The sequence below is a fragment of the Streptomyces sp. NPDC031379 genome (assembly GCF_055569615.1).
Window position 1 is genome coordinate 314,219 of record NZ_JBVIIT010000002.1, and the last position, 14,941, is coordinate 329,159.

At 71.2% G+C, this 14,941-nt stretch carries 14 protein-coding genes; 7 read left to right on the plus strand and 7 right to left on the minus strand.

From position 1 onward, the window contains the following. Nucleotides 1–10: 10 nt before the first annotated feature. Nucleotides 11–2,926, minus strand: a complete 2,916-nt coding sequence (locus ACZ5CW_RS04250; RefSeq protein WP_468598402.1) for a transglycosylase domain-containing protein — start codon at nucleotides 2,924–2,926, stop codon at nucleotides 11–13. Nucleotides 2,927–3,774: 848 nt separating this feature from the next. Between ACZ5CW_RS04250 and ACZ5CW_RS04255 the strand changes: the two genes are divergently transcribed. From ACZ5CW_RS04255 to ACZ5CW_RS04270, 4 genes are read left to right on the plus strand one after another with little or no spacing between them, the layout of a single operon-like run. Further along, entirely contained in the window at nucleotides 3,775–4,575 is an 801-nt protein-coding gene (locus ACZ5CW_RS04255) for an ABC transporter permease (protein ID WP_468598192.1), read from the plus strand. Nucleotides 4,576–4,612: 37 nt separating this feature from the next. Continuing rightward, entirely contained in the window at nucleotides 4,613–5,389 is a 777-nt protein-coding gene (locus ACZ5CW_RS04260; protein ID WP_468598404.1) for an ABC transporter permease, read from the plus strand. After that, a complete protein-coding gene (locus ACZ5CW_RS04265; protein WP_468598406.1) occupies nucleotides 5,347–6,360 on the plus strand; it encodes an ABC transporter ATP-binding protein in 1,014 nt (337 codons plus the stop codon). The genes ACZ5CW_RS04260 and ACZ5CW_RS04265 overlap by 43 nt, the downstream gene beginning before the upstream one ends. Before the next feature lie 9 nt (nucleotides 6,361–6,369). After that, nucleotides 6,370–7,062, plus strand: coding sequence for a DUF1707 SHOCT-like domain-containing protein (locus tag ACZ5CW_RS04270; RefSeq protein ID WP_468598194.1), 693 nt, complete (start codon nucleotides 6,370–6,372; stop codon nucleotides 7,060–7,062). A gap of 93 nt (nucleotides 7,063–7,155) precedes the next feature. Here the strand turns inward: ACZ5CW_RS04270 and ACZ5CW_RS04275 are convergent, their stop codons facing one another. The 3 genes from ACZ5CW_RS04275 to ACZ5CW_RS04285 all read right to left on the minus strand — a co-directional run bounded on the left by ACZ5CW_RS04275 (nucleotide 7,156) and on the right by ACZ5CW_RS04285 (nucleotide 8,858). Continuing rightward, a complete protein-coding gene (locus tag ACZ5CW_RS04275) occupies nucleotides 7,156–7,554 on the minus strand; it encodes a prefoldin domain-containing protein (RefSeq protein WP_468598196.1) in 399 nt (132 codons plus the stop codon). A gap of 231 nt (nucleotides 7,555–7,785) precedes the next feature. Continuing rightward, nucleotides 7,786–8,523, minus strand: coding sequence for a ribonuclease PH (gene rph, locus ACZ5CW_RS04280; protein ID WP_468598198.1), 738 nt, complete (start codon nucleotides 8,521–8,523; stop codon nucleotides 7,786–7,788). 101 nt (nucleotides 8,524–8,624) lie between these two features. Further along, entirely contained in the window at nucleotides 8,625–8,858 is a 234-nt protein-coding gene (locus ACZ5CW_RS04285) for a PTS sugar transporter subunit IIB (RefSeq protein WP_069780600.1), read from the minus strand. A gap of 183 nt (nucleotides 8,859–9,041) precedes the next feature. Here ACZ5CW_RS04285 and ACZ5CW_RS04290 point away from each other — a divergent pair, with 183 nt between their 5' ends. Then, nucleotides 9,042–10,349, plus strand: a complete 1,308-nt coding sequence (locus ACZ5CW_RS04290; RefSeq protein ID WP_468598200.1) for a PTS transporter subunit EIIC — start codon at nucleotides 9,042–9,044, stop codon at nucleotides 10,347–10,349. 232 nt (nucleotides 10,350–10,581) lie between these two features. Further along, nucleotides 10,582–11,847, plus strand: coding sequence for a PTS transporter subunit EIIC (locus ACZ5CW_RS04295; protein WP_468598202.1), 1,266 nt, complete (start codon nucleotides 10,582–10,584; stop codon nucleotides 11,845–11,847). 89 nt (nucleotides 11,848–11,936) lie between these two features. Here ACZ5CW_RS04295 and ACZ5CW_RS04300 read toward each other — a convergent pair whose 3' ends face one another. Next, the gene (locus tag ACZ5CW_RS04300) at nucleotides 11,937–12,689 is read right to left on the minus strand and encodes an MBL fold metallo-hydrolase (protein WP_468598204.1); all 753 of its coding nucleotides are present in this window, start codon (nucleotides 12,687–12,689) and stop codon (nucleotides 11,937–11,939) included. A 236-nt stretch (nucleotides 12,690–12,925) separates the two neighbouring features. On the opposite strand from ACZ5CW_RS04300, the gene ACZ5CW_RS04305 reads away from it, so the two are divergent. Next, nucleotides 12,926–13,384, plus strand: coding sequence for a type II toxin-antitoxin system PemK/MazF family toxin (locus tag ACZ5CW_RS04305; RefSeq protein ID WP_468598206.1), 459 nt, complete (start codon nucleotides 12,926–12,928; stop codon nucleotides 13,382–13,384). Here ACZ5CW_RS04305 and ACZ5CW_RS04310 read toward each other — a convergent pair. Together ACZ5CW_RS04310 and ACZ5CW_RS04315 are read right to left on the minus strand one after the other, a co-directional pair. Continuing rightward, nucleotides 13,381–13,845 carry a hypothetical protein gene (locus ACZ5CW_RS04310; RefSeq protein WP_468598208.1) on the minus strand — a complete coding sequence of 155 codons (465 nt, stop codon included), beginning with the start codon at nucleotides 13,843–13,845 and terminating at the stop codon, nucleotides 13,381–13,383. The genes ACZ5CW_RS04305 and ACZ5CW_RS04310 overlap by 4 nt on opposite strands. Before the next feature lie 139 nt (nucleotides 13,846–13,984). Then, nucleotides 13,985–14,935: a PLP-dependent cysteine synthase family protein gene (locus ACZ5CW_RS04315; RefSeq protein ID WP_468598210.1), complete on the minus strand. Its 951-nt coding sequence runs from the start codon at nucleotides 14,933–14,935 to the stop codon at nucleotides 13,985–13,987. Nucleotides 14,936–14,941 lie beyond the last annotated feature (6 nt).

Consider the following 14,941-nt stretch of genomic DNA (forward strand, 5'->3'; position numbering starts at 1 on the left):
CCGGGGCCGGCTACGGGAAGGTGCCTCCGTCGGTCGTCGTCCCGCCGGCGTCGGTGCCTCCGCCGGGCGTCCCCCCGCCTCCGGTCGTCGTGCCCCCGCCGGGCGTGCCGCCGTCCGTGGTCCCGCCTGTGGTGGTCGGGTCTCCGCCGGTCGTGTCTCCGCCGGTCGTGGTGTTCCCGCCGTCGGTCGTGGGGCCGCCGTCGGTGGTGGTGCCGCCCTCGGTCGTCTGACCGCCGGTCGTGGGGCCGCCGTCGGTGGTCGGACCGCCGGTGGTGGGGGTGGCGGTCGCCCCGCCGGCGTCCCGGCCGCCGTCGGTCGAGTCGTCGTCGTCCTGGTCGCCGGTGTCGGGCTGGGCCGAGGCGGTGGCGGGGGGCTCCTGGATCTGGTCGGCGCCCTGTTCGAGCTGGAGGTCGAAGTCGGCGACCGGCTTGCCCTCCAGTGCCGCGCGCGTGTACTGCGCCCAGATCTGGGTGGGCGGACCGCCACCGTTCATACGGGGCTGGCCGAGGGCCCAGTACAGCGGCTTGTGCTTGGCCGTCACCGGGTCCTGGCCCATGACCGAGACCACGGTGGCCAGGTCGGGGGTGTAGCCCGCGAACCAGGCGGCGGTGTCCTGCTCGGCGGTACCGGTCTTGCCGGCCGCCGGGCGGCCCGCGGCCTGGGCGGCGGTGGCGGTGCCGGTCTCGACGACGCTCTGCAGCACGGACGTGGTGGTGTCGGCGGCCTCACGGCTGACGGCCTGCTTGACCGGCTGCGCGGGCAGCTTGATCTCCTCGGTGCCGTCCTTGGTGATCTTCTCGATCATCGTGTACGTGCCGTGCTTGCCGTGGTTGGCGAGGGTCGCATACGCCTCCGTCATGTCCAGCACGCTGGCGTTGGCGGTGCCGAGGGCCATGGACGGGGACGGGTAGAGGTCCGGGGTGTCGGAGGGGATGCCGAGGTTCACCGCGGTCTGCTTGACCTTGGAGGGGCCGACGTCGGCGGCCATCTGCGCGTAGACGGAGTTCACCGACAGGTCGGTGGCCTTGCGGACGGTGATCGGACCGTACGACTTCTGGTCCTCGTTCTCCGGGCCGTAGGGGGTGCCGCTCCAGCCCTGGACGACCCGCTTGTTGGTGCCGTCGTAGATGGTGTTCGGGGTGATGGTGCGGCCGTCCTGGGTGGTCGAGCCGTTCTCCACCGCGGACGTGAACACGAACGGCTTGAAGGTCGAGCCGACCTGGAAGTCACCGCGGGTGGCGCCGTTGGTGTACTGCTTCACGTAGTCGATGCCGCCGTACATCGCGACGACCTTGCCGGTCCTCGGGTCGATGGAGGCGCCGCCGGCCCGGACGTAGGTGTCGGGCTTGCGGTTCTTCTTGTCCAGCTTGGAGATCAGCTGGTCGTCGACCGCCTTGACGAAGGCGTCCTGCCGGTTCTTCTGGATGGTGGTGGTGATGCGGTAGCCGCCCGCCGCGAGCTGGTCGGCGTCGATGATGTTGTTGGTGGTCAGGTAGTGCTTGACCGCCTCGACGAGGTAGCCGCGCTGGCCGGACAGGCCGGTGGAGACCGTCTGCTCCTTCGGCATGGGGAACTTCAGGCCGGTGCGCTTGGACTCGCTGAGCCAGCCCTTGGTGACCATGCCGTCCAGGACGTAGTTCCAGCGGGCGACGGCCGCCTTCTTGTTCTCGGGGTGGGCGACGACGTCGTACTCGCTGGGCGCGTTGACGAGCGCGGCGAGGTAGGCGGCGCGGGCCGGGTCGAGGTCGGTGGCGTCGATGCCGTAGTAGGCCTGGGCCGCGGCCTGGATGCCGTAGGCGTTGCGGCCGAAGAAGCTGGTGTTGAGGTAGCCCTCGAGGATCTGGTCCTTGGACTTCTGCCGGTCCAGCTTGATCGAGATGAAGAACTCCTTGGCCTTGCGGGTGACCGTCTGTTCCTGGGCCAGGTAGTAGTTCTTCACGTACTGCTGGGTGATCGTGGAGCCGGACTGCTTGCCCTTGCCGGTCGCGGTGTTCCAGCCGGCGCGGAGCATCGCCTTGGGGTCGATGGCGGACTCGGTGTAGAAGTCGCGGTCCTCGGCCGCCAGGACGGCGTGCTGGGCGTCCTTGGAGATCTGGGCGAGGGCCACGTTCTCGCGGTTGATCTCGCCGTCGCGGGCCAGCTGGGAGCCGTCCGCGTAGAGGTAGACGTTGCTCTGCTTGGTCGCGAGGGCGTTGGCCGGCGGGATCTTCACCATCGAGTAGCCGAGGAAGAACAGGCCGATGATCAGGATTATGCCGATCATGAAGGTGCCGAGCACCATGCGCCAGGTGGGGAAGATCCGCCGCCAGCCGGTCCGCTTGGGCCGCTTGGGCTTCTTGCCCTTGCCCCCGGGGGCCGACCCGTCGGGGGCGTCCGAGGTGGCGGCGAGGGCGGTGGTCTCCTGCGCTGCGGGCGTCCCGGGGGCCGGCCGGCCGCCCGCCGTGGTTCCGGAGCCGCTACGGCCCCCCGGGGCACCCCCGGCCGCGGCGGCCTGAGCGGCGGCACCCGCACCAGCACCCGCACCCGCGGCGCGGGCCGCACGAGCGGCCCGGGCTGCTCCGACCCCACCGGCGGCACCAGCGGCACTGGCGGCACCGGCAGCGCCGGCCGCACCGGCTCCGGCAGCCCCGGCCGCGCCGGCGGCCCGGGCGGCCCGGTTCGGGCCGCCCTGCCGGGGAGCGGGCGTGCGGCCGGTGGTGGTCGGCTCACCCGACGGGGAGGCCCCGGCCGTCTTGCCGGGACCGCCCGGCTCGCCGGCGCGAGGGGCGGTGACGCGCCGCAGGATCTGCGTGGTCTCGGGCGCCCGGTCCTCCCCGGCGCCCGGGGAGGCCTCGCCCTCCTTGCCGGTCCGCGCCGACTGCGCCGGACCCGCCGAGGGCGTCTCGGCGCCCTGGGGCCGTCGGGGCGCCGTGATTCGCCGAAGCACCTGGGTGCTCTCGGCCGCCTGAGGCTTCTCGGAGGCGGCCGGCGCCTCCGGTTTCCGCGGCTTCTCACTGCCGGGACGCCCGGTCGCATCGCCGGCACCCTGGCCACCCGTGGCCCCGCCGGTGCCCGAAGCCGAGCCGTTGCCCGCCCCCGAGGCTCCACGCGAAGCCGGAGCACCACCGGAGGCAGCACCTCCGCCGGCCGCCGGACGCCCACCGGAACCCGTGTCGGCGCCCGAAGCCGCGCCGTGGCCGGGAGCCTTGCCCGGGGTCGGGGTGCCGTCCGGTGCCGGGGCGGCGGCACGGGCCGCGCGGGAGGCCGTCGTGTCCGTGCGGGCGTCCTGCGCTGCCTGGCGGGCCCGGGCGATGGACGTCGTGCGGTCCTGAGCCGGGCGGTTCCGGGACTGCGGACGGTCGTCCGGCCGGGTGTCCCCGGTGTCACCCTTGCGGGTGTCCGCGGCGTCCGCGCGCCCCTGTGCCTCTGCCTGCGGCTCGCGCCCCTGGGCGGCCCCCTCCGTCTTCCTCGTCCCCTTGTCCCGCTCGGCGGCCGTGTCCTCGCGGCCCCCCGGGTTCCCGGGCCCTTCAGTCGGCAGCGGCTTTTCCGGCGCCACGCCTTCGTTCGGCTGCGGCTGCGGCTCGTCGCTCATCTCGTGCACGGACTCCTGTTTCGCGTCGTACGTTCCCGTACGCCTCGTACGCCTTCTGCGCCCCCTGATTGAAGACTCTCGCACCTGGCGTTCCGTTCCCGGATTCCGGCACGCTTCCGGCACGGAAATGCGTGGCCGGCCGCCGGGCCTCCGGACTAGGCTCCTGCGCTTCGGTGTCGAGCGGTCCGAGGAGGTCGACTGTCGTGAGCGCGGGACGGTTGTACGTGGCCGTCGCGATAGGGGGATTCAGACGGTACGCGACGTATCGGGCCGCGACTGCGGCAGGGGTGTTCACGAACACGGTCTTCGGGCTGATTCTCGTATACACGTATCGCGCGTTGTGGGACGAGAAACCGCACCTGGGCGGATGGGATCAGGCGCAGGTCGTGACCTATGTGTGGCTGGGTCAGGCGTTCTTGTCGACGCTCGCGATCGGCGGCGGCGGCGTCGAGGGCGAGCTGATGGAACGCATCCGTACGGGGGACGTGGCGATCGACCTGTACCGGCCCGCCGACCTGCAGCTGTGGTGGCTGGCGGCGGACCTGGGGCGGGCGTTCTTCCAGCTGCTGGGGCGGGGGCTGGTGCCGTTCCTGTTCGGCGCCCTGTGCTTTCCCGTGTACCTGCCCACCGACGCCGGCACCTGGCTCGCCTTCTTCGTCGCCGTGCTGCTGGCGATGCTCGTCGGGTTCGGGATCCGGTTCCTGGTGGCGCTCAGCGCGTTCTGGTTGCTGGACGGTACGGGCGTGACGCAGATCTCGTGGCTCGCCGGGTACTTCTGCTCCGGCATGCTGCTGCCGCTGAACGTCTTCCCGGGGGTGCTCGGGGAGGTCGTACGCGCCCTGCCGTGGTCCTCGCTGCTGCAGGCGCCGGCCGAGATCCTGCTGGGGCACGCGGACCCGCTCGGCACGTATCTCTTCCAGGGGGCGTGGGCGGTGGTGCTGCTGGGCGCCGGGCGGCTGCTGCAGTCGGCGGCGACGCGGCGGGTGGTGGTCCAGGGTGGATGAACCCGGCAGGATCGCGGAGGGCGTGCGCGCGTACCGGATGATCGCCGCAATGTGGATCCGGTCCACGATGGCCTACCGCGCCTCGTTCGTGATGACCACGTTCGGCAACTTCGCGGCGACCTTCTTCGACTTCGTCGCGATCGTGCTGATGTTCTCCCGGGTGGACGCCCTCGGCGGCTGGTCGCTGCCCGAGGTGGCGTTCCTGTACGGCCTGTCCGGTACCGCGTTCGGGCTGGCCGACCTGGTCATCGGGTCGATGGAGCGGCTGGGGCGCCGGGTGCGGGACGGGACGCTGGACACGTTGCTGGTGCGTCCGGCCCCGGTGCTGGCGCAGGTGGCGGCCGACCAGTTCGCGCTCCGGCGGCTGGGGCGGGTGACGCAGGGTGTACTGGTGCTGGGCTGGGCGGTGGTGCGGCTCGACGTCGACTGGACCGCGCCGAAGCTGCTGTTGATGCCGGTGATGGTGGTGAGCGGCTGCGGGATCTTCTGCGCGGTCTTCGTGGCGGGGGCGGCCTTCCAGTTCCTGGCGCAGGACGCCTCGGAGGTGCAGAACGCCTTCACCTACGGCGGTACGACGCTGCTGCAGTATCCGCCGTCGGTGTTCGCGCGGGAGCTGGTGCGCGGGGTGACGTTCGTGCTGCCGCTGGCCTTCGTCAACTGGCTGCCCGCGAGCTATGTGCTGGGGCGGCCGTATCCGCTGGATCTGCCGGAGTGGGCCGCGTTCCTGGCCCCGTGGGTGGCGGTGGGGTGCTGTGTGCCGGCGGGGCTGGCCTGGCGGGCGGGACTTCGTTCGTATCGGAGCACAGGGAGCTAGAGCAGGTGACGGACGACTTCATCGAGCTGGAGAGCGTCGAGAAGGTCTTCGAGGTGCGCAAGAAGGCCGGGTTCCTCAAACGGGAGCGGCGAGAGGTGCGGGCGGTGGACTCCCTCTCGTTCACCGTGGCGCGCGGCGAGATGGTCGGCTACATCGGGCCGAACGGTGCCGGGAAGTCGACGACGATCAAGATGCTGACCGGCATCCTGACGCCGAGCGCGGGCCGGCTGCGGGTGGCGGGTATCGATCCGGCGCGGGAGCGGAGGCGGCTGGCGCACCGGATCGGGGTGGTGTTCGGGCAGCGGACCACGCTGTGGTGGGACCTTCCGCTGATCGACTCGTACCGGCTGGCGCACCGCATGTACCGCATCCCGGACGCCCGTTACCGGGAGAATCTGGATCGTCTGGTGGAACTGCTGGAGCTGGGCGAGCTGTTGGACGTGCCGGTGCGGCAGCTGTCGCTGGGGCAGCGGATGCGCGGGGACATCGCGGCGGCGCTGCTGCACGATCCGGAGGTGCTCTACCTCGACGAGCCGACGATCGGCCTGGACGTCGTGTCGAAGGCCAAGGTGCGGGGCTTCCTGCGCGAGTTGAACGCCGAGCGCGGCACGACCGTGCTGCTGACCACGCACGATCTGCAGGACATCGAGCAGTTGTGCTCGCGGGTGATGGTGATCGACCACGGGCGGCTGATGTACGACGGTCCGCTCGCGGGGCTGCGCGAGGCCGGGGAGAGCGAACGGACGCTGGTGGTGGATCTGGAGCGGGAGTTGCCGCCGGTGGAGGTGCCGTCGGCGCGGGTGGTGCGGGTGGAGGGGCCCCGGCAGTGGCTGGCGTTCCCGGCGGGGCAGTCGGCGGCGCCGCTGGTCGCGCATCTCGCGGCCCTGTATCCGCTGGTGGACCTGTCGGTGCGGGAGCCGGACATCGAGGCCGTCATCGCGAAGATGTACGCGGAGAAGGCGGTCTCGTAGGCTGCTGGCATGACCGACGACGCAGTCCCGGACCTCCGGGCGTCCGACGCCGACCGTGAGCGCGTGGCCGAGGTCCTGCGGGATGCCCTGGCCGAGGGACGGCTGGACATGGAGGAGTTCGAGGAGCGGCTGGAGGCGGCCTACAAGGCGCGTACGTACGGCGAGCTGGCACCCCTCACCCGCGATCTGCCGGCGGCCGGTGCCGCGGCGCCCGCCGTGTCCTTCGCCAAGGACCCGGTGGCGAGCGGGGGCTGGGCGGGCCGGATCGTCGGGGGCGAGGGGTCCTCGACGGGCGGGGTCGCGATCCTGTCGGGGTTCGAGCGCAAGGGCCGCTGGACGGTGCCGAAGCGGTTCAACTGCTTCACGTTCATGGGCGGCGGCGAGATCGACCTGCGGGAGGCGGACTTCGCGGACCGCGAGGTCGTCGTCAACTGTGTCGCGATCATGGGCGGGATGCAGGTCACCGTGCCACCGGGCGTCGAGGTCGTCGTGCGCGGCATCGGTGTGATGGGCGGCTTCGAGCACCCGCGGGACGACGGGCCGCCCGATCCGGGTGCCCCTCGGGTGGTCATCAGCGGCTTCGCGTTCTGGGGCGGGGTCGGCGTGGAGCGCAAGGCCACCCGGGCCGAGCGGCAGCGGCTGAAGGAGCAGCGCCGCGAGCTGCAGCGCGAGCGGCGCGAGGAGCGACGCCGGAGGGACTGAGGGTCGTGGGTGTCCGCGGGTCGTCCGTGGCTGGTCACGCGGTCCCCCGCGCCCCTTTCGGGGCGCGTCCGGACCCGTGGCTTCTTCGGCGCCCTACGACGTGCAGACCTTGGTCAGTTCGCCGGCCGCGTCCGTGACCGGGCTGACGTCCGGGGTCTCGTCGCCGTTCTTGATCGCCGTACGGACGTTGCCGACGGCCTTGCCGAGGTCGTCGACCGCCTTGTTGACGTCGGCGTCGTCGGTCTTGTCGCCGATCTTCTTGAGGTTCTTCTCGATGGAGTCGAGGGAGGCGTCGGCCTGGGTCGGGTCGTTCGCCGCGTTCGCCACGGCCTGCTGGAGATCGGTGACGCTGTCGGCGATGGAGTCGGCGGTCTGGACGCAGTCCAGGGCCTTGTTCACGGCGTCGCAGCCGGTGGTGAGGCCGGTGGTGAGTGCGACAGCGGCCACGGCGGCGGCGATGGTGGTGACGCCGCGGCGTCGGCTGGCGGCCATGATGGTGGGTCCCTCCCCTGGTACGGCTGGCCGGGCGCACGGTGATGAGCCGTGCGCCCGTATCCCTAGGACGCCGGGAAGGGTGCGCGGGTTGCCCGCGCGTACCGGATGTCTTGGCCGTCCCTTTACTCGCCGGGGTTTCCGGGAACCTTCTTGCCGGAATCCTCCGGGAATCCGCTTGCCGGGATCCTCGGGAAGCGCCGGCTGCGGCGAGGGCGGCTTGCGGGGCGGTTACTTCGCGAGCGTGGCTTCCAGGGCCGCCCGCTGGAAGGCGGCCAGCTCGGTGCAGCCGGTGACGGCGAGGTCCAGCAGGGCGTTCAGCTCCTCGCGGGCGAAGGGCTCGGCCTCGGCGGTGCCCTGGACCTCGACGAAGCGGCCGTCGCCGGTGCAGACGACGTTCATGTCGGTCTCGGCGCGCACGTCCTCCTCGTAACAGAGGTCGAGCAGGGGGACGCCGCCGACGATGCCGACCGAGACGGCGCTCACGGTTCCGGTCAGGGGCTGGCGGCCGGCCTTGATCAGCTTCTTGCCCTGGGCCCAGGCGACCGCGTCGGCGAGGGCGACGTAGGCACCGGTGATGGCGGCGGTGCGGGTGCCGCCGTCGGCCTGGAGGACGTCGCAGTCCAGGACGATGGTGTTCTCGCCGAGCGCCTTGTAGTCGATGACGGCGCGCAGCGAACGGCCGATGAGCCGGGAGATCTCGTGGGTGCGGCCGCCGATCTTGCCCTTGACGGACTCGCGGTCGCCGCGGGTGTTGGTGGCGCGGGGCAGCATGGAGTACTCGGCGGTGACCCAGCCCTCGCCGCTGCCCTTGCGCCAGCGCGGCACCCCTTCGGTGACGGAGGCGGTGCAGAAGACCTTGGTGTCGCCGAAGGAGACGAGGACGGAGCCCTCGGCGTGCTTGCTCCATCCGCGTTCGATGGTGACCGGGCGGAGCTGTTCGGGGGTACGGCCGTCGATGCGAGACATGGCGACGAGCCTATCCGGAGTGACGGAAGGGGCTCCTCCCGCGGCGGGAAGAGCCCCTTCCAGGTGAACCACGGCGGCCACGGCGAGGTGGCCCGGCGGGGTCACATCATGTCTTCGATCTCCGCGGCGATCGGGTCCGCGTCGGTGCCGATGACGACCTGGATGGCGGTACCCATCTTGACGACGCCGTGGGCGCCGGCGGCCTTCAGGGCTGTCTCGTCGACCAGCGAGGGGTCGGACACCTCGGTGCGCAGCCGGGTGATGCAGCCCTCGATCTCCTCGATGTTGTCGATGCCCCCGAGCCCGGCGACGATCTTCTCAGCCTTGCTGGCCATGTTGCTTCTCCCTGATCCGAACCGCTTTGTCGCAGTAACCCACAGTTGGCCCATGTTCGCGAGCGGTCATGCCGGTCGTGCCGGATGATGGCGATCACGACAGCGGAACCGTCCGCCAACTGGTCTACACCATCTGCGGACGGTCGCCAAACCGCGTCCGAGTCGAGTGGCCGGAGGACGCCCATGGGCGCCGAGAGCGCAGGCAGCACCGAGCACCCGGCCGGTCCGGCCAGGGAGCGCTGGAACCGGCTCTTCCAGGGTCTGCAGAAGATGGGGCGCAGCCTCCAGCTGCCGATCGCGGTGCTGCCGGCCGCGGGCCTGCTGATCGGGCTGGCCCAGCCGGGCGTGGTCGGGGCGGGCGGCCTGGGCTGGACGACCGTCTCCAAGGTGATGCTGGGCGCGGGCGGCAGCCTGCTCGACGGCTCCCTCGGGCTGCCCCTGCTGTTCTGCGTGGGTGTCGCGATCGGCATGGCGAAGAAGTCGGACGGCTCCACGGCGCTCGCGGCGGTGGCGGGCTTCCTCGTGTACTACGGCGTGCTGCACCAGTTCCCGGAGGACTGCCCCGCCGGTTCGAAGGCGGTCCCGAACATCGGCTGCCAGGTGCGGGACGGGTCGGTGACGACCTTCACCTTCCAGAACCCCGGCGTCTTCGGCGGCATCGTGATGGGCCTGCTGGCCGCGTTCCTGTGGGCCCGCTTCCACCGCACCAGGCTGGTGGACTGGCTGGGCTTCTTCAACGGCCGCCGGCTCGTCCCCATCATCATGGCGTTCGTCGGCATCCTCTTCGCCGCGCTGTGCCTGTGGATCTGGCCGCCCATCGGGGACGCGCTGGAGAGCTTCAGCCACTGGCTGCGGGACACGGGCTCCTGGGGGGCCGGAATCTTCGGCGTCGCCAACCGGGCACTGCTCGTCATCGGCCTGCACCAGTTCCTGAACGTGCCCATCTGGTTCCAGTTCGGCTCGTACACCACGCCCGGCGGGAAGGTGGTGCACGGCGACATCAACATGTTCCTCGCCGGCGACCCCGACGCGGGCCAGTTCACCTCGGGCTTCTTCCCGATCATGATGTTCGCGCTGCCGGCGGCCGCGCTGGCGATCACGCACTGCGCGCGTCCGGAGCGGCGCAAGGAGGTCGGCGGGCTGATGCTCTCGGTCGCGCTGACGTCGTTCGTGACCGGCATCACCGAGCCGATCGAGTACTCCTTCCTGTTCATCGCCCCGTTCCTGTACGCGCTCCACGCGCTGCTCACGGGTGTCTCGATGGCGGTGACCTGGGCGCTCGGGGTGCACGACGGCTTCGGCTTCTCGGCCGGCCTGATCGACTACGTCATCAACTGGCACCTGGCGACGAAACCGTGGCTGATCATCCCGATCGGTCTGTGCTTCGCGGCCGTCTACTACGTCGTCTTCCGGTTCGCAATCACCAGGTTCGACCTGAAGACGCCGGGCCGGGAGCCGGCGGCGGAGGTCGAGGACGTCACCAAGGCCTGACGGCACAGCGCGGTCGGGGCCCTCGGAGCACCGGATCCGGGGGCTTTCGCCATGCCCCGCGGGGGCCGTCGACGCAGGTACTGCGCGTAGCGCCGCGGTAGCGGATTTGGCAGTTCCTTATACGCCCTTCATCGTGCTACAACAGGTCTACACCACTGAGTGGTGTAGACCAGAGACGCTGCCGTCCCCTTCCATGGTTCCCGGGCGGCGCCTTGCCCACATGGAGGAACTTGTGACTACGGCCAGCGCCGCTCCCGCGGCCGAGAAGAAGAAGGGCGCCGGCGCGATGGCTGTCCTGCAGCGTATCGGCCGCAGCCTGATGCTGCCGGTGGCCGTCCTGCCGGCCGCCGCCCTCCTGGTGCGCCTCGGCAACACCGACATGCTCGGGGACCCCTCCTTCCCGGCGTTCCTGACCAAGATCGCGTCCTTCATGGCCGCCGGCGGCAACGCGATCCTCGACAACATGGCGCTGCTGTTCGCCGTGGGCATCGCGATCGGCTTCGCGAAGAAGTCGGACGGCTCGACGGCCCTCGCCGCGGTCGCCGGCTACCTGGTCTTCAAGAACGTCCTCGGCACGTTCACCGACAAGAACCTGCCGAAGGTGGCGACCGTCGTCGACGGCAAGGTCGTCATGGCGGACGCTCCGGTGGACGCCAAGGTCCTCGGCGGTGTGGTGATGGGCCTCGTGGTGGCCCTGCTGTACCAGCGCTTCTACCGCACCAAGCTGCCCGACTGGGCGGGCTTCTTCGGCGGCCGGCGCCTCGTCCCGATCCTGTCGGCCTTCGCCGGCCTCCTCATAGGCATCGTCTTCGGTTACATCTGGCCGGTCCTCGGCACGGGCCTGCACAACTTCGGCGAGTGGCTGGTGAAGTCGGGCGCCGTGGGCGCGGGCATCTTCGGTGTCGCCAACCGTGCGCTGATCCCGATCGGCATGCACCACCTGCTGAACTCGTTCCCGTGGTTCCAGGCGGGCGAGTACCACGGCAAGAGCGGTGACATCGGGCGCTTCCTGGCCGGCGACCCGCACGCGGGCCAGTTCATGACCGGCTTCTTCCCGATCATGATGTTCGCCCTGCCGGCCGCGTGCCTGGCCATCGTGCACTGCGCCCGCCCCGAGCGCCGCAAGGTCGTCGGCGGCATGATGTTCTCGCTGGCCCTGACGTCCTTCGTCACCGGCGTCACCGAGCCCATCGAGTTCACCTTCATGTTCATCGCACCGGTCCTGTACGCCATCCACGCCGTCCTCACCGGCGTCTCGCTGGCGCTGACCTGGGCGCTCGGCATGAAGGACGGTTTCGGGTTCTCGGCGGGCGCGGTCGACTTCGGGCTGAACCTGGGCATCGCCACCAACCCGTGGGGCCTGGTCCTGGTCGGCCTGTGCTTCGCGGTCGTCTACTACGTGATCTTCCGCTTCGCGATCATCCGGTTCAACCTCCCCACGCCGGGCCGCGAGTCCGACGAGGAACTCGCGGAACTGCAGAAGGCCGAGGCGAAGTAGTCCGGCCCGGACACGTCGAAGGGCCCCGGAACCGAGAAGGTTCCGGGGCCCTTTCGCGTGCGTGGGACGCACGGGTCGTGCGTGCGGCCTCAGATCTCGTACGTCTGTCGCGGCGCCGCCAGTTCCACCGGGCCGGTGAACACCTCGCGTGCGTCGCGGAGGTTGAGCTGCGGGTCGGTCCACGGCGGGATGTGGGTGAGGACCAGGTGGCGGGCGCCCGCGCGGGCCGCCGTCTCACCCGCCTCACGGCCGTTGAGATGCAGGTCGGGGATGTTCTCCTTGCCGTGCGTGAACGCGGCCTCGCACAGGAACAGGTCGGTGTCCCGGGCCAGCGCGTCCAGCGCCTCGGTGACACCCGTGTCGCCGGAGTAGGTGAGGGACTTCCCGCCGTGCTCGATCCGGATGCCGTACGCCTCGACGGGGTGGCGGACCCGCTCGGTGTGCACCGTGAACGGGCCGATCTCGAACGTGGACGGCTTGACCGTGTGGAAGTCGAAGACCTCGCTCATGGAGGAGGCCGAGGGGGTGTCCGCGTAGGCGGTGGTCAGTCGGTGCTCCGTGCCCTCGGGTCCGTAGACGGGGATCGGACCGCAGCGGCCGCCGTCGTGGCGGTAGTAGCGCGCGACGAAGTACGCGCACATGTCGATGCAGTGATCGGCGTGCAGATGACTGAGGAAGATCGCGTCGAGTTCGTAGAGACCGCAGTGGCGCTGCAGCTCGCCGAGGGCGCCATTGCCCATGTCGAGAAGCAGCCGGAAGCCGTCGGCCTCGACGAGGTAGCTCGAGCAGGCCGATTCCGCGGACGGGAACGACCCCGAGCAGCCGACGACGGTGAGCTTCATGAAGCAGAAACCTCCGCTGGCGGGAAACCGGTGGGCGGGACGAGGGGCCTGAGAGAAGGGGGCAGACGGGGGTCGTGCGGTCCGTCGAGCGTAAGGCGCAAAAGGGCGGGTCGCTCCTCCACCAGGGGCTGTTGTGGGCGAACTCACCTGTGCTGTCACCGGTTCGGCTGGACCCGCGGCGCATGAGGATCGCCAGAGGGCGCGCGATGTGCGGCGCGCGCCGGTAACGTCGTCGTATGGACACGTCCTGGTGGCTCGCGCTCGCGGCGGTGGTACTGCTCGCGCTGGTCGCCACGCTCGTCGACGGCTGGGGACGCGGCCGCCGGCCCGGCGGGCGGCGGCTGCGGCCACCGGGCCGCGCGGGCACGCGGGCCGCGCACGCCGCGCGGCCGGCCCCGGGGGACATCTGGTGGGCGGACGTCCCCTACGAGGACCGGCCCGAGGTGAAGGACCGGCCCTGCCTGGTGCTGGCCGTGCGCGGCGACCGGGCCACGGTCGCGAAGATCACCAGCAAGTACCACGACGAGCGCGCCGGAGTCATCCCGCTGCCGCCCGGCGCGGTCGGCGACGCCGGCGGCCGCCCCAGCTTCCTGCAGACCGACGAGCTGCGCGAGGTCTCGGTGGGCGACTTCCGCCGCCGGGTCGGCGTGGTCGACCCGGTCCTGTGGGACCAGGTACGGCACCTGGCGGGTTAGCGCACCCGGACGGTGACCGTCCACTCCTGGATGCCCTTGCAGGAGACCTGGCCGGGGGCGGTGGGCTCGGCGCACAGGGGGCGGGAGGACGAGAGCTTCACGGTTCCGGCGGCCACCGCCCGGTAGGCGGCCGTGGCGTCGCCCGGCTGGATGACGAAGCCCGCGTTGATGCCCTCCAGCCCGGTGCCGTTCGCGGTGACCGGCTTCCACGGGCGGGCCCTGGTGCCGTCCAGGGTGAGCCGGACCTCGCCGCCCTTGGCCACGCAGAGGGTACGGCCGTCGTCGGCGGCCTTCAGCTCCACCTGGGTGCCGCATGCCCCGGTGGCCGGATCCGGGGAGTGCGTGGAGGGGGCCGGTGACACCTTGCCGTTGCTGCCGGTGTCGTCCCCGCCGCCTTGGGAGCCGCAGCCCGCGAGGAGCAGCGTCGTGGCCGCGAGGGCGGTGAGGGTCGTACGGCGCATGGGGGTCCGCCTTTCTGCCGTCCTGCTGACGTGGCCGGCCGGCCGGCCGCCTGGTGCAGATGTGACGTACCACCGGAGCGAACGGATCCACACGGGTTGGCCCCCTCGTGGGAGGGGGCTGACACGTGCTTGATCGGGACTATGCCCAGAGCTGGCCCTGCAGCGTCTCGATGGCCTCCTCGGTGGTGGCCGCCGTGTAGACGCCGGTGGACAGGTACTTCCAGCCGCCGTCGGCCACGACGAAGACGATGTCGGCGCTCTCGCCCGCCTTGACCGCCTTCTTGCCGACGCCGATCGCCGCGTGCAGGGCGGCGCCGGTGGAGACGCCCGCGAAGATGCCCTCCTGCTGGAGGAGTTCACGGGTGCGGGTGACCGCGTCGGCCGAGCCGACGGAGAAGCGACTGGTGAGGACGGAGGCGTCGTACAGCTCGGGGACGAAGCCCTCGTCGAGGTTGCGCAGGCCGTAGACCAGGTCGTCGTAGCGCGGTTCGGCGGCGACGATCTGGATGCCCGGCCTGTGCTCCCGCAGGTAGCGGCCGACGCCCATGAGCGTGCCGGTGGTGCCGAGGCCCGCGACGAAGTGGGTGACGGAGGGCAGGTCGGCGAGGATCTCCGGGCCGGTCGTGGCGTAGTGGGCGCCCGCGTTGTCGGGGTTGCCGTACTGGTACAGCATCACCCAGTCGGGATGCTCGGCGGCCAGTTCCTTGGCCACGCGCACGGCGGTGTTGGAGCCGCCCGCCGCCGGTGAGGAGATGATCTCGGCACCCCACATGCCGAGCAGGTCCCGGCGCTCCTGCGAGGTGTTCTCCGGCATCACGCACACCATGCGGTAGCCCTTGAGCTTGGCCGCCATCGCGAGGGAGATACCGGTGTTGCCGGAGGTGGGCTCCAGGATCGTGCAGCCCGGGGTGAGCCGGCCGTCCTTCTCCGCCTGCTCGATCATGTGCAGGGCGGGACGGTCCTTGACCGAGCCGGTCGGGTTGCGGTCCTCCAGCTTGGCCCAGATCCGGACGTCGGCGGACGGCGACAGCCGCGGCAGGCGCACCAAAGGGGTGTTGCCCACCGCGGCCAGCGGGGAGTCGTAGCGCATCGGTTC